Origin of the sequence: Rhizorhabdus argentea, assembly GCF_037861105.1 — a bacterium.
GTDB lineage: Bacteria > Pseudomonadota > Alphaproteobacteria > Sphingomonadales > Sphingomonadaceae > Rhizorhabdus > Rhizorhabdus argentea.
On the sequence record NZ_JBANFK010000020.1, the window covers coordinates 45169 to 63361 of the forward strand.

General features: G+C 66.3%; 21 protein-coding genes and 1 riboswitch. Of the genes, 8 read left to right on the forward strand and 13 right to left on the reverse strand.

All coding sequences use genetic code 11. The features are described from left to right. Positions 1 to 208: 208 nt before the first annotated feature. Positions 209 to 1807 (forward strand): glycosyltransferase family 39 protein, encoded by a 1599-nt coding sequence (locus AAC645_RS16135; RefSeq protein ID WP_340317512.1) that lies wholly within the window; start codon positions 209 to 211, stop codon positions 1805 to 1807. On the opposite strand, the gene AAC645_RS16140 is transcribed toward AAC645_RS16135, so the two are convergent. Continuing rightward, positions 1755 to 2975 carry an argininosuccinate synthase gene (locus AAC645_RS16140; RefSeq protein ID WP_340317513.1) on the reverse strand — a complete coding sequence of 407 codons (1221 nt, stop codon included), beginning with the start codon at positions 2973 to 2975 and terminating at the stop codon, positions 1755 to 1757. The two genes, AAC645_RS16135 and AAC645_RS16140, sit on opposite strands and share 53 nt — an antisense overlap. Before the next feature lie 118 nt (positions 2976 to 3093). On the opposite strand from AAC645_RS16140, the gene AAC645_RS16145 reads away from it, so the two are divergent. From AAC645_RS16145 to AAC645_RS16160, 4 genes are all read left to right on the forward strand, one after another. Beyond that, positions 3094 to 3576, forward strand: a complete 483-nt coding sequence (locus AAC645_RS16145) for an EF-hand domain-containing protein (RefSeq protein ID WP_340317514.1) — start codon at positions 3094 to 3096, stop codon at positions 3574 to 3576. Between the two features lie 180 nt (positions 3577 to 3756). Beyond that, positions 3757 to 4329: an EF-hand domain-containing protein gene (locus AAC645_RS16150; protein ID WP_340317515.1), complete on the forward strand. Its 573-nt coding sequence runs from the start codon at positions 3757 to 3759 to the stop codon at positions 4327 to 4329. Next, complete coding sequence (locus tag AAC645_RS16155) at positions 4329 to 4913, forward strand: EF-hand domain-containing protein (RefSeq protein WP_340317516.1); 585 nt, start codon at positions 4329 to 4331, stop codon at positions 4911 to 4913. The genes AAC645_RS16150 and AAC645_RS16155 overlap by 1 nt, the downstream gene beginning before the upstream one ends. Before the next feature lie 118 nt (positions 4914 to 5031). Further along, positions 5032 to 5607: an EF-hand domain-containing protein gene (locus AAC645_RS16160; protein ID WP_340317517.1), complete on the forward strand. Its 576-nt coding sequence runs from the start codon at positions 5032 to 5034 to the stop codon at positions 5605 to 5607. A 67-nt stretch (positions 5608 to 5674) separates the two neighbouring features. Here AAC645_RS16160 and AAC645_RS16165 read toward each other — a convergent pair whose 3' ends face one another. From AAC645_RS16165 to AAC645_RS16190, 6 genes are all read right to left on the reverse strand, one after another. Further along, the gene (locus tag AAC645_RS16165) at positions 5675 to 6901 is read right to left on the reverse strand and encodes a cyclopropane-fatty-acyl-phospholipid synthase family protein (RefSeq protein ID WP_340317518.1); all 1227 of its coding nucleotides are present in this window, start codon (positions 6899 to 6901) and stop codon (positions 5675 to 5677) included. A 172-nt stretch (positions 6902 to 7073) separates the two neighbouring features. Continuing rightward, on the reverse strand, positions 7074 to 8282 hold the full coding sequence (gene rlmN, locus AAC645_RS16170) for a dual-specificity RNA methyltransferase RlmN (protein ID WP_340317519.1): 1209 nt from the start codon (positions 8280 to 8282) through the stop codon (positions 7074 to 7076). A 31-nt stretch (positions 8283 to 8313) separates the two neighbouring features. Then, positions 8314 to 8703, reverse strand: coding sequence for a DUF952 domain-containing protein (locus AAC645_RS16175; RefSeq protein ID WP_340317520.1), 390 nt, complete (start codon positions 8701 to 8703; stop codon positions 8314 to 8316). Between the two features lie 31 nt (positions 8704 to 8734). Continuing rightward, positions 8735 to 9676 (reverse strand): arginase family protein, encoded by a 942-nt coding sequence (locus AAC645_RS16180; RefSeq protein WP_340317521.1) that lies wholly within the window; start codon positions 9674 to 9676, stop codon positions 8735 to 8737. Positions 9677 to 9760: 84 nt separating this feature from the next. After that, a complete protein-coding gene (locus AAC645_RS16185; protein ID WP_340317523.1) occupies positions 9761 to 9970 on the reverse strand; it encodes a hypothetical protein in 210 nt (69 codons plus the stop codon). A 119-nt stretch (positions 9971 to 10089) separates the two neighbouring features. Next, a complete protein-coding gene (locus tag AAC645_RS16190) occupies positions 10090 to 10272 on the reverse strand; it encodes a hypothetical protein (protein WP_340317525.1) in 183 nt (60 codons plus the stop codon). Positions 10273 to 10449: 177 nt separating this feature from the next. Between AAC645_RS16190 and AAC645_RS16195 the strand changes: the two genes are divergently transcribed. Both AAC645_RS16195 and AAC645_RS16200 read left to right on the forward strand, forming a co-directional pair. Then, positions 10450 to 10683 (forward strand): hypothetical protein, encoded by a 234-nt coding sequence (locus AAC645_RS16195; RefSeq protein WP_340317527.1) that lies wholly within the window; start codon positions 10450 to 10452, stop codon positions 10681 to 10683. A gap of 43 nt (positions 10684 to 10726) precedes the next feature. Further along, positions 10727 to 10849, forward strand: a complete 123-nt coding sequence (locus AAC645_RS16200) for a hypothetical protein (RefSeq protein WP_340317529.1) — start codon at positions 10727 to 10729, stop codon at positions 10847 to 10849. A 22-nt stretch (positions 10850 to 10871) separates the two neighbouring features. On the opposite strand, the gene AAC645_RS16205 is transcribed toward AAC645_RS16200, so the two are convergent. The 5 genes from AAC645_RS16205 to AAC645_RS16225 form a co-directional block, all read right to left on the reverse strand. Then, the gene (locus AAC645_RS16205) at positions 10872 to 12647 is read right to left on the reverse strand and encodes an AMP-dependent synthetase/ligase (protein WP_340317530.1); all 1776 of its coding nucleotides are present in this window, start codon (positions 12645 to 12647) and stop codon (positions 10872 to 10874) included. 109 nt (positions 12648 to 12756) lie between these two features. Further along, positions 12757 to 14454 (reverse strand): gamma-glutamyltransferase, encoded by a 1698-nt coding sequence (ggt, locus tag AAC645_RS16210; RefSeq protein WP_340317531.1) that lies wholly within the window; start codon positions 14452 to 14454, stop codon positions 12757 to 12759. A gap of 54 nt (positions 14455 to 14508) precedes the next feature. Further along, positions 14509 to 15549 (reverse strand): quinone-dependent dihydroorotate dehydrogenase, encoded by a 1041-nt coding sequence (locus tag AAC645_RS16215; RefSeq protein WP_340317532.1) that lies wholly within the window; start codon positions 15547 to 15549, stop codon positions 14509 to 14511. Positions 15550 to 15615: 66 nt separating this feature from the next. After that, positions 15616 to 16179, reverse strand: coding sequence for a TMEM165/GDT1 family protein (locus tag AAC645_RS16220; RefSeq protein WP_340317533.1), 564 nt, complete (start codon positions 16177 to 16179; stop codon positions 15616 to 15618). Positions 16180 to 16266: 87 nt separating this feature from the next. Continuing rightward, positions 16267 to 16382: riboswitch (yybP-ykoY riboswitch) on the reverse strand. A 166-nt stretch (positions 16383 to 16548) separates the two neighbouring features. After that, positions 16549 to 17049: a Dps family protein gene (locus tag AAC645_RS16225; protein WP_340317534.1), complete on the reverse strand. Its 501-nt coding sequence runs from the start codon at positions 17047 to 17049 to the stop codon at positions 16549 to 16551. Positions 17050 to 17278: 229 nt separating this feature from the next. Between AAC645_RS16225 and rpmG the strand changes: the two genes are divergently transcribed. After that, positions 17279 to 17446, forward strand: coding sequence for a 50S ribosomal protein L33 (gene rpmG, locus AAC645_RS16230; protein ID WP_019516727.1), 168 nt, complete (start codon positions 17279 to 17281; stop codon positions 17444 to 17446). Positions 17447 to 17751: 305 nt separating this feature from the next. Here rpmG and AAC645_RS16235 read toward each other — a convergent pair whose 3' ends face one another. Continuing rightward, complete coding sequence (locus tag AAC645_RS16235) at positions 17752 to 18147, reverse strand: response regulator (protein WP_340317537.1); 396 nt, start codon at positions 18145 to 18147, stop codon at positions 17752 to 17754. Positions 18148 to 18193: the final 46 nt, after the last annotated feature.

Below are 18193 nucleotides of genomic sequence, written 5' to 3' on the forward strand. Positions count from 1 at the left end.
CCATCCGCCGGAATCCCTTCCCGCGCAGGCGGGGCAGGACGAATCGCAACGGGAGCAGGATACCGCCACGCAACACCCAGTACCGTGACTCTTCTGCGGCAATACTTATGCGCCAGGTGCCCCCCGAGGCGCGGCGGGCAGCACATCGGTGCGAAAAGGGTTCACCGCGTCGCGCTGTTTCGCCTAAGCGGAACGGGTGATCCCCTTTGTGCCGCGCCCCCGCCCCAGCCTCCGCCTCGTCCTCGCAGCCGCGCTCGTTGCCGCAGTCGGGCTCTGGGTCCGCGCCTGGGGCATAGCCGGCGAGCCGATGTGGCTCGATGAGGGCTATAGCGCCTATGCCGCCTCGAAGGGCTGGCATTTCCTGTGGCATGTCGTGCCGCGCTACGAGACGCATCCGCCCTTCTACTATTCGCTGCTGCGCGCCTGGACGCTCGTTGTGGGCGATGGGCTGGCGGGGCACCGCGCGCTCGGGCTGGTCTGCGGGCTGGCGGCGTTGCCGGTGATCGCTGTGGCCGGGCATCGGCTGGCGCGGCTGTGCGGGGCGCCGGCGGGGCGTGTAGCCTTGGCCGCACTCGCACTGGCTGCGGTGTCGCCGATCCTGGTCGAGATGACCCGCGAGGTGCGGCCTTATCCGGTGATGATCCTCGTCTATGCCGCCGCCACGCTCGCCCTGCTGGCAGTTGCGGCGCGGCGGGGCGAGGGGCTGCCGCTCGCCGGGCAGGCCTATGCGGGGTATCTCGCCTGCGCCGCGCTGATGCTGTGGCTCCACAATCTGGGGCCGCTCTATGCCGCGGCGCTGGGCCTGGCGCTGCTGTGCGTGCTGCGGGTCCGGACGATGCGCCGTGCCGACTGGCTGTGGCTGTTCGGCGGCCATCTGCTCATCCTCCTGATCTGGCTGCCGGCGCTGCTGATCCTGATGGACCAGGCGCCCGAATGGGTGAAGGCGACCTGGCTGAGCTTCTCGACCGCCGATCTGGCGCGGCGCGCGACGGTGATGTTCAGCGGACCGACCGACGACATGCGAGTGGCGGCGGCGATCCTCGCGCTGCTCGGCGCAGCGCTGTTGTGGCGCACGCGCCGGGCGCGGCGGTGGCTCGCCGCGGTGCTGCTGCTCAGCCTGCTGCCGGTGGCGCTGTCGCTGGTCCTGTCGGCCACGGTCGCGCCGATCTTCATCATCCGGACGATGACGCCGCTGGCCGTCCCTGCGATATTGCTGATGGCTGTCGGGCTGGGCTGGCGCTGGCGCATCGGGCTGCTCGTCGGCACGGGTGCGCTGGCCTGGCTATGCGTTTCGCAGATCGCGTTCGACATCCGCATGCGCGAGCATCCGCGGCGCGACTGGTATCGGACGATGGCGTGGCTGAAGCCGCGTTTCCAGCCGGGCGATGTCGTCTTCGCCTACCCGAACGAGGGCGCGCTGCCGTTCGACCGGGCCGTGCGCGACAAGGGGCTGGCGATGCCAAGCCGTCCGATCCCGACCGCCATCCCGAGCCTGAACCCGCCGCCGGGCAGCATCTATGTCAGCGGCTCGCGCGGGGTGCCCTCGCTCGACCGGCAGCATCTGCGCGCCATCGCGCAGGCGCCGGAGACCCGGGCGGTGCCGACCATCTGGCTGCTGCGGCTGGGGCCATGGGCCTATGACAAGGGCGACGTGTTCCTCGAGGAGCTGTCGCGCGGGCGGGTCGAGGTCGGTCGGTTCAGGGATGGCGCGATCGATATCGTCGGCCTCCGCCGGGATGACGCTCGGGGGCGAATCAAAGCCCGTCGCGCCGCCCCAGCAGCCGCAGCCGCAGCGCCTGGAGCTTGATGAAGCCCGCCGCGTCGCGCTGGTCGTAGGCGCCGGCGTCGTCCTCGAAGGTGACGACCTTCTCAGAATACAGCGTGTACGGCGACTTGCGGCCGATCACATGGACGCCGCCCTTGTACAGCTTGAGCCGCACCGTGCCGGTCACCTTGGCCTGGCTATGGTCGATTGCGGCCTGGAGCATTTCGCGCTCGGGGCTGAACCAGAAGCCGTTGTAGATCAGCTCTGCATAGCGCGGCGCCAGCTCGTCCTTGAGGTGCGCGGCACCGCGATCGAGGGTGATCTGCTCGATGCCGCGATGGGCGAGGTGGAGGATGGTGCCGCCCGGCGTTTCGTACATGCCGCGCGACTTCATGCCGACGAAGCGGTTTTCGACCAGGTCGAGCCGGCCGATGCCATGGACGCGGCCATAGTCGTTGAGCTTCGCCAGCAGGGTGGCGGGGCTCAGCCCCTCGCCATTGATCGCAACCGCGTCGCCATGCTCGAAGTCGATGGTGATGATCTCGGGCGTGTCGGGCGCGTCCTCGGGGTTGACGGTGCGCGAGAAGACATAGTCGGGCACCTCCTCCCACGGATCCTCGAGGACTTTGCCCTCTGACGAGGTGTGCAGGATGTTGGCGTCGGTCGAGAAGGGCGATTCGCCGCGCTTGTCCTTCGGAACCGGGATCTGGTGCTGCTCGGCGAAGGCGATCAGCGCGGTGCGGCTGGTCAGGTCCCACTCGCGCCACGGCGCGATCACGCGGATATCGGGGGCGAGGCCGTAATAGCCGAGTTCGAAACGGACCTGATCATTGCCCTTGCCGGTCGCGCCATGGCTGACCGCGTCGGCACCGACCTGCCGGGCGATCTCGATCTGGCGCTTGGCGATCAACGGGCGCGCGATCGACGTGCCGAGCAGGTACAGCCCTTCGTACAGCGCATTGGCGCGCATCATCGGATAGACATAATCCTTCACGAACTCCTCGCGGAGATCGTCGATGAAGATATGCTTGTCGGGCACGCCCATCAGCCGCGCCTTGGCGCGCGCAGGCTCGAGTTCCTCGCCCTGGCCGAGATCGGCGGTGAAGGTGACGACCTCGCAATTATAGGTCTGCTGGAGCCATTTGAGAATCACGCTGGTGTCGAGGCCGCCCGAAAAGGCCAGCACCACCCGCTTCACGTCATTGGTCATCTCGATCTCCCGCCCCGCCATCTAAGCGCGCGCGGCCCTTGCCATGCGGGGGGCCGCCATTCAAGTTGCTACCCGAACTTCGTGGCGGCGCGGTGCCGGCAGGCGAGGAGGAGTAGCGATGCGTATCTGGGCCATCCTGGCGGGTGCCGTGCTTGCAGTGCCGGTTGCGGCGCAGGAGCTGCCGATGACGCGCGAGGGGCTGGACAGCGCGCTGGCGCAATATTTCGCCGGTGCCGACCAGGACCAGAACGGCACGCTGGATCGCGCCGAGGCCGCAGCTGCGCTGGGCGTGGCGCGCTCGATGCTGAGCAGTCAGCGCGACGAGGAGCCGTTTACGATGGACGTGGGGCCCGACGGCCGGCCGCGACTGATGCTGAACGATAATGGCCCGCTCAGCCGGGGCGGCATGCTGGACATGCTGTTCCGCCGCACCGACCGCGACTCCAGCGGCACGCTTTCGCTGGCCGAGGTGCAGGCGGCGGGACGCGAGCGCTTCGATGCGGTGGATGGCGACCATGACGGGATATTGGACGAACAGGAGCGGCAGGCGGCGAAACAGCAGCTCGGCATGCTCAAGGGGTTGTTGTCGAGCCCGCGCTGAGCTGCGCCGGGCCGGACGATGAGGCGCGCGAAAAGTCGTGATCGGGCCCGATATATTTCATCGCCGACACGGGATTTCACCATCGAACTATCCGGGCAAGCTTTGCGTTTCATCAGCCCGACAGGGTGGGCCGGTGTTCCCTGTCGCAGCCGGTCCGCCCGCCCCATTTGTGAGGTTGCCATGATGACGAAAACCCCTTGGCTCGCCGGAGCAGCGCTCGCCGCGACGCTCGCGGCCGCCGCTTACGCCCAGGCGACACCCGATAGCCCGCCGCGGACCCGCGCCGAGCTGCAGGCCAAGGTCGCCGAGCATTTTCGCAAGGCCGACGCCAATGGTGATGGCTTCATCACCCGGGCCGAGTTCGATGCCGCCCGCACGGCCATGCGTGCGGAATTCGCCGAGCGCCGCGAGGAGATGTTCGCGATGCTCGACAAGGACCGCAATGGGTCGCTGTCGAAGGACGAGTTCATGGCGCCGCCGCAACCCGGAGGGCCGGATGGTCCCGAAGGCATGGATCGCAGCCATGATGGGCATGGCGACGGAATGATGCGGCACGGCCGGATGGGCGGCGACTGGTTCGCCCGTACCGACACCGACAAGGATGGCAGGATCAGTCTCACCGAAGCTTCGGCCGGCGCGCTGGCGATGTTCGATCGGGTCGACACCGATCACGACGGGACCGTCAGCCCGCAGGAGCATGATGCCGCCCGTGACGCGATGAGGGCGCGGTGGAGAGACGGCGGAGCGGGCTGATGACCAGAACCTCGCCGGCCGCCATCGCCCTGCTGGGCGCGGCCATATTGCTCGCCGCCTTTGCCCAGCCAGGGCCGGATCGGGCACCGCAGAGCCGTGCCGAGCTAGCCGTCAGGCTGGCCGATTATTTCGACATCGCCGATGGCGACGATAGCGGCGGCGTGACGTGGGCCGAGTTGCAGGAGTCGCAGGATGCCGTCGACGACCGGTACGCGATGGGCCAGAACAATTTCCGGATCTGGCTGGTCGACAAGCTGGATGTCGATAGGGATGGCGCCCTGACGCATGCGGACTTCAACGGTACGGCACGCGCTCCTGCCTGGCCAAGCCACCCCTATGGCGGCGATGCCGTCGCCAACCAGGCATGGCAGCTGGTCGTTGCCGGCCAGGCGCCGGCGATCGGCACCAGCCGCGACTGGTTCACACAGGCCGACCGCGACAAGGACGGCAGGCTCAGCCTGGCCGAGGCCTCGGCCGGCGCCCTGGCCATGTTCGACAGCATCGACCTGGACCATGACGGGACGATCAGCCTGGCCGAACGGGATGCGGCGCGCGCGAAGTGGACGGGTGGTGGCCACAGCTGAGCTCGGCGGCGTCGCGCCGCTCTAGCCATCGCCCCAAGGATCAGACTATATCGTTCCGGCGGGGGCGGGGGCCCCCTTTGCCGGCCATTGGCCGGGAATTAGAACCGGGGGGTTCCACATGAGCAAGAGTTTGTCGCTGGCTGCTGCATTGCTGGTCGGATCGGTGCTGCTTGCCGCCTTCGGACAGAGGGGGCCGGATGGGCCGCCGCGGACGCGGGCGGCGCTACGGACGCAGCTGACCGAATATTATGACGCCTCCGACTGGGATGAAAATGGCACGCTCCAATGGTGGGAAATCCAGAGCCGCCAGGAGCGCATTGCCGAGGAACATGCCGAAGGGCGCGACAATCTCCGCGAGTGGTTCATGGCCAGGTTCGACGCCGACAAGGATGGCTCACTGTCGGAAGCCGAGCTGGCGGGCGAGGTCCGCCCCTATAAGGCACCGGTTCGCCCTTATGGGGACGACGCGATCCGCAACCAGGCGTGGCATATGGTGGTGAGCGGCGACGGCCCTGGGATCGGCACGAGCCGCCGCTGGTTCCGGCAGGCCGATACCAATGCGGACGGCTTACTCACCCGCGTCGAGGCCGCGCGGGGGCCGGTTGGGATGTTCGACCATGTCGACGCCGACCATGACGGTACTATCAGCGACCAGGAAAGACTCGCCGCCCGGCACGCCGTTTCGGCGGGATAGAGCATCGCCTGCTTCGCCCGTGCATGCGGTGCTCAGATCTAATCACAACCTGCTTTAGCCATGGACTCTAGCGCGGCAGCGCCGCTTCCACCGCGCCCATATAGTCGCGCGTGATCGGCAGCGCGCGGCGGTTGCGGATATATTGGAGCTGATAATTGCACAGATTGCCGTGCATGAACGCCGCGCGCGCTCCGGCCAGGTAGAAGGTCCACATCCGGAAGAAACGCTCGTCGTATAACGCGACGATCCCATCCCTGGCGGCCATGGTCCGGTCGTACCAGTGATCGAGGGTCATGCCGTAGTGGAGCCGCAATGTCTCGACATCGGCGACGATCAACCGGGCAGGCTCGCTGGCCGACAGGATCTCCGACAGGGCGGGATTATAGCCGCCGGGGAAGATATATTTCAACGTGAACGCATCGGTCTTGCCGGGCACGCCTAGCCGCCCGATCGTGTGGAGCAGCATCACCCCGTCTTCGGCGAGCAGATCACGGCATTTCAGGAAGAAGGTTTCGTACTGCGGCACGCCGACATGCTCGAACATGCCGACCGAGACGATCCGGTCGAAGCGGCCTTCGAGCAGGCGATAGTCGATCAGCTCGAATTTCACGCGATCGGAAACTCCTGCCGCTTCGGCGCGCGCGCGAGCCACCTTCAGCTGCTCTTCCGACAGGGTGATGCCGAGCACGTCGACATCGGCGGCGCGATTCAGGTAGAGCGCCATCCCACCCCAGCCGCAGCCGATATCGAGCACCCGCTGGCCGGGCTTCAGATGCAGCTTGGCCGCGATATGCGCTTTCTTGTCGGCCTGCGCCTGATCGAGGCTGTTGCCGGGATCGGCGAAATAGGCGCAGCTATACTGGCGGTCAGCGTCGAGGAAGAGATCGTAGAGCCGATCGTTGAGATCATAATGATGCGCGACGTTGCGCTTGGCGAGGCGTGCGGTGTTGAAGCTCTGCAGCCGTGCGCGGAGCCGGTCCCGTATCAGGCTCGCGAAGGTCCCGCGCAGGGTGATGCGGCCTTCTTCCCAGCGGCCGTTATAGCGCACCAGGTCGACGAGATCGCGGATGTCGCCCCGTTCGATGATCAGCCGGCCATCGAGATAGGCTTCGGCCGCGCCGAGATGCGGATTGCTCGCGATCGCGCGGATCACGCCCTTGTCGGCGAGCCGGATGGTGACCGGTTTTACCGCGGGATCGGGCGCTCCATACTGTTTCTGGCTGCCGTCGGCGAAGATGATGGTGAACTCACCGCGCTTGAACAGGCGGTTGGCGAACTTGTCGAATAGCGACATTCATGCGCTCCCAAGGGTTGCGCATAAAACCGCCGGGAGCGCTGTGATGCAAGGGGGACGGCCGGCTAAATTTGGCGGTTAAACATAGGTTATGGGACGGCGGAGTTGGTGAGCAGTCATCCGCTGTGAATCCCTGCCGGGATCCCGGCCTCCGCCGGGATGATGGACAGGCTCACCCCAGCGCCGCCTGCTTCTCCGCTGCCAGCCGGTCGAGTTCGGCGCGGCTCTTCTTCTCCGATGCCGACTTGAGCTGGCCGCAGGCCGCCATGATGTCGCGTCCGCGCGGCGTACGGACCGGGGCCGATATGCCGCCTTTGAAAATGATGTCGGAGAAACGCGCGATCCGGTCCGGATCGGAGCATTCATAGTCCGCGCCCGGCCACGGGTTGAACGGGATCAGGTTGACCTTGGCCGGCAGCTTGTACTTCTTGAGCAGGCGCACCAGCTCGCGCGCGTCGTCGTCGCTGTCATTCTTGTCCTTGAGCATCACATATTCGAAGGTGATGCGCCGGGCATTGTTCGCGCCCGGATAGTCGGCACAGGCCTGGAGCAGTTCCTCCAGCCCATATTTGCGATTCAGGGGCACGATCTCGTCGCGGACCTCCTTGGTGACCGCGTGGAGCGAAACCGCGAGGTTGACGCCGATCTCCTCGCCCGCGCGCGCCATCATCGGCACCACGCCCGAAGTCGACAGCGTGATCCGCCGCTTCGACAGCGCAAGACCATCGCCGTCCATCACGAGCTTGAGGGCATCGCGGACATTGTCGAAATTATAGAGCGGCTCGCCCATGCCCATCATCACGATGTTGGTGAGCATCCGCCCCTCGGGCTGCGATGGCCATTCGCCCAGCGCATCGCGCGCCAGCATCACCTGTCCGACGATTTCGCCAGGGGTCAGGTTGCGTACGAGCCGCATCGTGCCGGTGTAGCAGAAGCGGCAGTTCAGCGTACAGCCGACCTGGCTCGACACGCACAGCGTTCCCCGGTCGGCGTCGGGGATGAACACCATCTCGTAATCCTGGCCATCGTCCGAGCGGAGCAGCCACTTGCGGGTGCCGTCCGAGGACACCTGCGCCTCGACGACCGCGGGCCGCGACACGACGAAGCGCTGCTCCAGCCAGACCCGCATATCCTTGGCAATGTCGGTCATCAGCGCGAAATCGGTGACGCCGCGATTATACATCCATTGAAAGATCTGCTTGGCGCGCAGCTTCGCCTGTTTCGGCTCGAGCTGTGCCGTCTCCAGCGCCATGCGCAGATCGGCCTTGGTGAGGCCGAGCAGATCGATCCGCCCGTCCTGCCGCGGCGCCAGGGTGCGCGGCACCGGCACAGGATCGATATGACCGGGAATCGGCATGGATATGGGCTGCGGGTGGTTCATGCCCGGCCACATAGGCGATTTGGCGAGGTTTTTACAGGGGGCGGTCCGCCCCTGTCGGCTGGCGCGGGAACAGCGCCGCCAGATCGGCGTCGGTCATGGCGACGACGGCTGCCGGATCGGCCTCCGTGCTCGCCGCGATATCGCTGAGCAGCAGCGGGCGGCCGTAGAGATGCGGAAACAGCTGGTCGCCACGCGACGCCTCCCAGCGCAGGCCGGCCGCCAGCGCATCGCCCGGCACTGCAGCGAGGACGACGCGCTGCTCGCCGGCGAAATATTTCCGCACCGTCTCGCGGACCTGCGGCAGGGCGGAAAAATGCATATAGCCGTCGCGCAGATCGTCGGCGCTGCCGGCGAATCGACCGGCAGATTGCAATGCGCGCCATTCGTCGGTGCGCAGGATCTTGAAGATGAAATCTTGCATCGCCCTCCAGTGCAGCCGGCGCGCGCCGTGGTCAATCGGCGGCGCGCGCGGCCGACTGGGCGAGCGCCATGCCGATGGTCGCGATCTTCGCCGCCACCTGGCCGGACAGGCGGTAGCGGTCGTCACGCTCGGGCACATATTCGAGGATCGCCAGCCCGGCGATCCGCGCCTTGGCCGCCGCCCCGCGCAGCAGCAGCACCATGTCTTCATAACTCAGGCCGCCGGGCGTGGGCATATTAACCGCCGGCAGCACCGCCGGATCGATGCCATCGCAGTCTATCGAGACGAACAGCTTGGCGCCGTCCGGGATATGGCGCAGCGCCGCCTCGATTCCTTCGGCGTGCAAGGCATAGCTGGTGACGAGTTGACTGCCCCAGGCGCGGGCGTCGTCATGCTGCCAGCTCTCGCCACTGCCGAGGCCGCGGATGCCCACCTGCACCATGCCGGTCACCCAGTCATATTCCGAGGCCCGGCGCATCGGAGAGCCATAGCCATGGGCGTTGCCGGCGATGCTGTCGGCCCAGTCGACATGGGCGTCGACCTGCAAGATCGTCAGCGGACCATGGCCCTCATAGGCGGCGATCACCGGGATTGGCACCGAATCGTCGCCGCCAAGGATTATCGGTACCGCGGCCGCCTGCAGGATATGGCGCACCTCATGCCTGATACGGGCGCGATTACCCTCCGCGTCGCGCGGGTCGGTCGGCACGTCGCCGCAGTCGACCAGGCCACCGCCATCGCCCTTGTTCGGCAGGATCGTGCGGTCGAGGTCGAAATCATGCTGGCCCAGCGATCGTGCGATCGTCTGCGAGATCTTGCGCAGCACCCTGGGGGACTTGGCCGAATGGCTGCGCTTCTCGAACGCATAGGGCGAGGCTTCGGCGACGCCGAGGATGGCGACCTGCTGCCCGTCGAGGTCGGCGGGGTCGCAGTGCGGCAGGCCCAGGAAGGTGAGAGCGTCTTTCTTCGCCATGGCGAGGAGACGAGCGGCCTTCGGTGAAGTTCCTTCGGAGCGAGTTCGTCATTTCGGCCCTTCGACTGCCTGCAAGGCAGGCGCTCAGGAACTCCAGCCATAGGCTGCCACCGCCTGTCGCTCATGATCGCTCAGGCCAGGCTCGCCGTCCTTGTCGAACCAGGCGCGCAGCGAAGCGCTGTCGAGGAAGGACTGACGATCGTGCAGTCGCGGGAACTCGGCGGCCAGGGCCCGGAAAATCCGTTCGGAAGCGCCAGCCCGACTCGCCAGTGTCGATTCGTCCCTGCCCGCCATCTCTGCCTCAACGCCTGGGAAACCTGGCCGCACCATCCGCTATGCCCCTGTCCTGTCACCCCATTTGTGCGAGCTGGCTTCATGCAGGCGGGTGGGGACGGCGGCGTTCGTTGCAATGATCAGCGCAGCTTGGCTATGTTCAGGCTGTCGCCCTTCGCCCGATCCTTTACCGACTCCTCGCTACGCTTGAGCGCCTTGGCGATCGCCTTCAGCGCCATGCCCTTTTTTGCGAGGGTGTGGAGCTTCTGGATCTCGTCGGGCGTCCATGGCTGCCGATGCCGCTCGAACCGTTCCGTCGCCATGATCACCCACTCCCAACCTGTCGTAACGGCAGCATATCCCCGCGCTTCGCCGCTGGCCATCGCGCCGATTTGCCCCGGCCTACGATAAGGCGTAGGATGCGTGTATCGCCGCCCTACTATGCAGGCACGCGTCGACGAGAGACATAGTCGCTCCCGCTTGCCCGCTGGAGTACACCGATGTCCATTCCGCCCTGCGACACCAGGATGCTCGATCAGCTGCGCAACAAGGCTCTCGTCGCGGTTGCCGGCGCGAGCGATCCGCTGATCCGCCAGCAATTTGTCGATCTCGCCCAGAGCTATGCCGTCACTGCCACCGAATTGCGCGAGCACGGTGCCGCGGTGCTGCCGTCGCCGAACATCACCCGGATGCCCTGGCGCTCGGTACCCTTGTGGGTGACGAACGACCGATGAAGTTCCGCGGCATCACGCCGCTCCCCATCTGAAGGAAAACGCCATGGCCAAGGGCCAGCAAAAGAAAACCAAGGAAGTCCGCAAGCCGAAGAAGGAAGGGCCGCCCAAGGGCAACGCGTCCAATCCGTCGGCGAAGAACACCGTCAGCGGCATCTTCAAGGACTGAGCCGCCGGAACTCCGCGCCGGTTCAGGCGCGATAAAGCCCTTCGAGCCGCTCGCCATAGACCGCGCGGATCGCGTGGCGGCGGTTTTTCATCGATGGTGTCATCTGTTCGTTGTCGATCGAGAAGGGCTCATCGGCGATCGTGATGCGGCGCACCCGCTCGATCACCGACAGTTCCGCATTGACGCGGTCGACCGCAGCCATCAGCGCGCGGTGCAGATCGGGATGGTCGCGGAGCTTGGCGAGCTCCGGCGACAGGCCCTTTTCGGCGGCCCAGCCCGCGAGCCATTCCTGGTCGGGCACGACCAGCCCAACCACATAGGGCCGCTTGTCGCCCCAGATCATGGCTTGGGCGATTTCGGGCTGCAGGGTGAGCATCCCCTCGACCTTCTGCGGCGCGATGTTGTCGCCCTTGTCGTTGACGATCAGGTCCTTCTTGCGGTCGGTGATCTTGAGCCGGCCCTGCTCGTCGAGGAAGCCGACATCGCCCGAATAGAGCCAGCCGTCGCGCAGCACGCGCTCGCTTTCGGCCTCGTTGCGCCAATAACCGTGCATGACGAGTTCGCCGCGCACCAATATCTCGCCATCCTCGGCGATGCGCAGCTCGACCCCTTTCATCGGTGGGCCGACGGTGTCGAGCCTGATGCCGGCGCCGGGCCGGTTGCAGGCCACCACCGGCCCCGCCTCGGTCTGCCCATAGCCTTGCAGAAGCGTGAGCCCGAGCGACGCGAAGAATTGCCCGACTTCGGGGTTGAGCGGCGCGCCGCCCGAGACCAGCGCCTTGATCCGTCCGCCGAACTTCTTCGCGACCTTCGGCTTGAGCAGCAGGTCGATCGCCAGCTTATAGGGATAGTCGGAGAGACGCAGCCGCTCGCGCGCGCCGAGCTCGATCGCCTTTTCGAGCAGCTTCCTGGCGAGGCCCCCCTGCTTCTCCACCGTCTTGATCAGCCGCGCGCGCAGCAGCTCGAACAGGCGGGGTACGACAACCATGATCGTCGGGCGCACTTCCTCGATGTTGGCGGCGAGTTTCTCAAGCCCTTCGGCATAATAGATCTGGCCGCCCAGCCCGATCGGCAGGAATTGCCCGCCGCTATGCTCATAGGCGTGGCTCAGCGGCAGGAAGGACAGGAACACCTCGTCGCCCCAGCCGAAATCCTTTGAGATGATGTCGAGGCAGCCTTCGACATTGCACAGGATCGCGCCATGATGCTGGCGCACGCCGCGCGGCGCCCCGCCGGTGCCGCTGGTGTAGATCAGGCAGGCGAGATCCTCGCGGCGCACGTCGGCGACGCGCTCGGCTGCGGCGGCGACGTCGACGTCCGGATTACCTGCCATCGCGGCGAAGGAGAGGGTGCGCGTGCCGCCGGGCGGCAGCGGCTCCATTGCGATCAGGAATTCGCAGGTCGACGAGCGGACGATCGCCGGCAGCAGGGTATGCGCCAGTTTCGGAGTGGATACGATCGCCGCGCGCGCGCCGCTATTCTCGAGAATATGGGTATGATCGCGCTGGGTGTTGGTGGTGTAGGTGGGCACGGTCACGCAACCGGCCGCCATGATGGCGAGGTCGGCGATGCAGAATTCGGGGCGGTTTTCGGAGACCAGAACGACGCGATCGCCTTCCTTCAGCCCTTCTGCGCGCAGCGCCGCGGCGAACGAGGCAACCTGCCGCGCAACCTCGGCCCAGCTCAGCGCATTCCAGCTGCCACCCTGTTTGGCCCACAGGAACGGCGCATCGCCTTTCTCCGCGGCGCGCGTGAAAAACATCGTCACCAAATTCGGAAACCGCTCGAACGCGCGCATCGTCTCTCCTGCCCCCGGCGGGTCTCGGCCGCTCTGGCGACCGCTTTATAGCTCAATCCGCTTCCGTTCCCATATCCGTTGGGTTCGAGTGAGGGTCAGTAAATCGTGCTTATTGCGAAAGTGCGACACCGGGGCTGCGCGGATCGGCGGCGCCCACCCAGCCGCTGGGCGTGCGCTCGATCGCCATGATCTTCGACGGGATATCGCCGGCGGTGACGGTCTCGCCGAGCCTGGCCAGATCGGGGATCATCGCCTCGAGCGGGCTGTTGCGCTCGACCACCAGCGCGGTGCCGTTGAAGAATAGATTGGGCAGGCGGATCGCATCGGCCGCCGAAAGTTTCCAGTCGATCGCGCCGATCATCGTCTTCAGGCTGTGCATGATGATCGTCCGCCCGCCGCCCGATCCGAGCGCAAGCCACGGCTTGCCGTCGGGCGCATAGACGATCGTCGGCGCCATCGAGGAGAGCGGCCGCTTTCCCGGCTGGAGGCGATTGGGGACGGGCTTGCCGTCGGCCTCCGGCATCCAGGCGAAATCGGTCAGCTCGTTGTTGAGAAAGAAGCCGCCCGCGACGAGATGACTGCCGAACGGTGCTTCGACGGTGGTGGTCATGCTGACAATGTCGCCCTTGTCGTCGATCACCACCAGATGGCTGGTGCCCTGCTCCGGTGGCGCGGCGGAGCTCGCCAGTTTCGGCGCGCCGGGGGGCGTGCCGGGCTTGTACTCGCCCAGCGTGCGATCGGGCGAGATCAGCTTCGAGCGCTCGCCGAGATAGGCCGGATCGAGCAGCCCGGCGACCGGCGCGGCCACGAAATCGGTGTCGCCGAGCCAGGCGTCACGATCGGCATAGGCTAGCCGCATCGCTTCGCCGATCAGGTGCCAGGCGACCGGCGAATCCTTGCCGAGCGCCGCGAGGTCGAAACGCTCGAGCATGCCGAGCATCATCAGGTCGGTGATCGCGCCCGACGAGGGCGGGCCCATGCCGCAGATCTTGTAGCCGCGATACAGGCCGCAGATGGGCGGGCGGGGCTTGACCCGGTATCCGGCCAGATCGGCGGGCGTCATGGCCGTCGGGTTGCGCTTCGAGGTTGCGACCGCAGCGCTGATCTTCCGGGCGATAGCGCCCTTGTAGAAGGCGCCGGGACCTTTCGCCGCGATCTCGCGCAGGGTTTGGGCCAGCGCCGGATTGCGCAGATGGTCGCCCGCGCCGAGTGGCACGCCGTTCTTCCAGTAGATCGCCTGGGCGTCGGGGAAATCCTTCCACAGCTGCTGATATTGCCGGAGCCGGGCGGCGAGCGTCGGCTGGACCACATAGGGCCCAGGCGGGTTATCGGGCAGTAGCGTGAAGCCCTGTTCGGCGAGGCGGATCGCGGGTGCGAACAGCTTCGCCCATTTGAGCTTGCCCCAGCGGCGATGACTTTCCGCCATCAGTGCGACGGCGCCGGGGATGCCGACCGAATAGCCGCCCGGCACCGCCTGCATATAGGGCAGGGGCTTTCCGTCGGCGCCGAGGAAGCGCGTCGGACCAGCCGACGCCGGGGCTGTTTCGCGCGCGTCGATCGTCTCGATCCTGCCCGTGCGCGCGTCGTGATGGAGCAGGAAGCCGCCACCGCCGATCCCCGTCGCCATCGGTTCGGTAACGGTGAGCGCGACCATCGTCGCCATCGCGGCGTCGGCGGCGCTGCCGCCTTCGCGGAGGATCTCCTGGCCTGCCGCCGCAGCGCGGGGCTCGGTCGCGACGACGATGCCGCCGGCCTGGGCAGCGAGGGGGGTAAGGAGAGCGAGGAGGGCTATGGCGCGGTGCAGCATAGATGGCAGCTTATTGGATTTGTGGGCTTCGGCAAGCTTGCTCGACCGATAGGCTCAGCCCGCGCCCACCGCATCTGCGACCGTCGCGAAGCCGTCGCGCTCGAGCAGCTTCACCAGTCCGCGGTTGATTCGCTTTGCCAGTCCAGGCCCTTCGAACACCAGCGCCGAATAGAGCTGCACCAGGCTCGCCCCCGCGCGGATGCGGGCATAGGCATCCTCGGCGCTGGCGATGCCGCCGGCGGCGATCAGCGGCATAGCCCCGCCGGTCGCTTTGCGGAAATCGGCGAGCCGCTGCTGCGCGACATCCTTCAGCGGCGCGCCCGACAGCCCGCCGCTTTCGTCGGCATGGCGCGAGCGCAAGGCTGGGCGCGTGATGGTGGTGTTCGAGACGATCAGGCCATCGAGCCGGTGCGCCGCCGCGATCTCGGCGATGTCGTCGATGTCGGCGGGCTCGAGATCCGGCGCGACTTTGAGGAATAGTGGTGGGGCGGCGCCGCTCGCCGCCCGCGCGGCCACAACGGCCGCCAGCAACGCATCGAGCGCGCCGCGATCCTGCAGCGCGCGCAGGCCCGGGGTGTTGGGCGACGAGATGTTGACGGTCAGGTAACGCGCGAGCCCGGCCATCACCTGAACGCCATGGGCATAATCGGCGATCCGATCGGCCGCGTCCTTGTTCGCGCCGATATTGATCCCGACGATGCCCGGCTGCCTGTTGCGGCGGAGCAGCCGCTCATAGGCGGCCGCCTGGCCGCCATTGTTGAACCCCATGCGGTTGATTACCGCCCGATCCTCGACCAGTCGGAACAGCCGGGGGCGCGGGTTGCCTGCCTGCGGGAAGGGGGTCAGCGTGCCGACCTCGACGAAGCCGAAGCCGAGGCCGAGCATCGCGTCGGGCACCTGGGCGTCCTTGTCGAATCCGGCCGCGAGCCCGACGGGATTAGGAAAGCGCAGCCCAGCCACCTCGCTCGCCAGCCGCGGATCGGCGGCGGGCGCCGCCGCCGCCGGCTTGAGGCGCAGGGCGCGAATGGTGGCGCGGTGGGCCCGCTCCGCATCGAGCGTGAACAGCAGCGGGCGGAGCAGAGTGTAGAGCGACATGGCTCCGCCTAGAGCATTTTCCCATCAGGTGGAATCACCTGACGGCTCGGAAAAACCAGCGAAGCACTACGGCAACTCCCGCAATGCCAGCGCGCCGAGGAGCGCGAACAGGATCGCCGCCGCGATTCGCATGATCCGCATGGGCACGATCCGGGTGATCCGGTCGCCGAGGAACACCGCGGGCACATTGGCGATCATCATGCCGAGCGTGGTTCCGATCGCGACGAGCTCTACGGCATGGTAGCGTGCGCCCAGCGCCATCGTCGCGATCTGGGTCTTGTCGCCCATCTCCGCGAGGAAGAACGCGATCGTGGTGGTGATGAACACGCCATGGCGGGCCGGCTTGTCGGCTTCGCCCTCGTCGATTCTGTCGGGGATCAGGATCCATATGGCCATCCCGACAAAGCCGACCGCCACCGCAAGGCGGAACCAATAGCCGTCGAGCAGCCCCGAGATCGCCGCACCGGCCCATGCGGCCAGCGCATGATTGACGATGGTGGCGGCAAATATCCCGGCGACGATCTGCCCCGGCGCCCGGAAGCGCGCCGCGAGGATGATGGCGAGCAGCATCGTCTTGTCGCCGATTTCGGCAAGCGCCACGAGCAGGGCCGATGCGATGATGATGTTCATGCGTGTTCCGGGCCGGGCTGGCTTGACGACGGACGACACCACGACCCCCCGCCCGGCAGGCAGGGGTGCGGTGTCATCGGTCTTGCCAAGGCGCAGCGGCGAAAAGCCGATGGCCCTGATCGCGCCATGGGGTCTCCCCCAAGCATGTTGACGCGATTCCCGCCCGAAAGCGGCCGGCTACTCCCCGGATGACGAGGTCGAGGTAGGTGCCGGGGGAGCGGAGGTCAAGCGCCTCCGACTCATCCTCGAGCCGTCATTCCAGCGAAAGCTGGAATCTCCCGAGATTAGCGCAGTCCTCCAAACGAACGAGATTCCAGCTTTCGCTGGAATGACGACATCATAGTCTGGATGACTCGAGTACAGTGAAGCTTACCCGTTGCGCGCGGTCTCGAACAGGAACCAGGCGCGTTCCTCGGCCTGGTCGGTCCAGTCGTCGAGGATGCCGCTGGTGGCATTGTCCTTCGCGGCGTCGACGACTTCCTTGGCCTGGCGCAGCTTGGCGACCAGTGCCAGATTATCGTCACGCAGTTCGTTGAGCATGTCCTTCGCGGCGACGAACTCGGCGTCATTGTCCCTGATCGTCTGGCGGCGCGCGATATCGCCGATCGAGCGGAGGGTGGTGTTGCCGGTCTTGCGGACCCGCTCGGCGATCACGTCGGTGGTCGCGAGAATCTGAGTCGCCTGATCGTCGAGCATGAGGTGATAGTCGCGGAAATGCGGCCCCGAGACATGCCAGTGGAAGTTCTTGGTCTTGAAATACAGCGCGAAGCTGTCGGCCAATATGCCATTGAGGGCATCGGCGACGCTCATCGCGCTGTTGCTCTGCAGATCGGTGGGCGTCGCCAGCGGCGATTTGGGTTTCTTGGCCATGTGGAATCTCCGGCGGTTTCGATTCGGCTCTCCAACGGTGAATGTGGCAAAAGGTCGCACGCGCGTCGCGGTAAATTCCTTCGTCGCCCCAATCGACGCGGTCGATCAGCTGCAACGGCTGCGGCGCGGTTTGGCTTGACTCTTTCGTTCGTCCGCCGCTAAGGGGCCGTCCGATCAGCAGCGGCGGCGACGCCGCTTTACTTTTTTATATCGATAAGGGTTTCGGGTCATGGCCAAGCCGACCACTGTCAAGATCAAGCTCGTCAGCTCGGCTGACACCGGTTTCTTCTACGTCACCAAGAAGAATCCGCGCACCCAGACCGAGAAGCTCAGCTTCCGCAAATATGATCCCGTCGTGCGCAAGCATGTCGATTTCAAGGAAGCCAAGATCAAGTAAGCCGCTGGCCGGGTCGCCGGCCTGCTTGCTCGACACGCTTTAGCGCCCGCCCGTGAAACGGCGGGCGTTTGCGTTTCTGTTTGGAGCGCTTTGTTTGTTTGGAGTCCTCAGACGCCGGGCGGCAGGCATCCGCCTGCCTTGGCTTCGCGCCAATAAGGCGCGGCGGACGTTCGTCCGCTTCTCGGCTACGCGTCGGCCGACACAAAGCTAGAGTGGTTCGAAGAGACAAGCGCGTCCGAGCGTCAGCGAGGAAGCCAAGGCCAGCGGAGGCTGGCCGCCCGGCGTCTGAGGGCTCGACAAAAACTTCAACCGGCTCGCTTGAATCCTTCGCCCAATGGCCCGGCGAGGCTCTCGACCGCCGCTACGAAGCGGCTCACCGAGATGGGCTTGGAGACATAGGCGTCGGCGCCCGCCTGGCGGACGCGGCCTTCGTCGCCCTTGCCCGCATAGGCGGTGACCGCCATCACCGGGATGGAATCAAGCGCCGCTTCGGCCTTCATCAGCCGGATCAGCTCGACGCCGCTGATGTGCGGAAGCTGGATGTCCATGATGACGAGCTGGGGCAGGAAGCTGCGTATCGCGCCGAGCGCCTCGCGCGCATCGCGAACGGTTCGGACCTCGGCGCCATGGGCTTCCAACAGGTCGCGGAACAGCCGGAGGTTGAGCTCATTATCCTCGACAATCAGGACTTTCTTCGCCACGGCTACACCACCTAACCTATTGTAGGGCCTAAGTCATGCCCCCGGC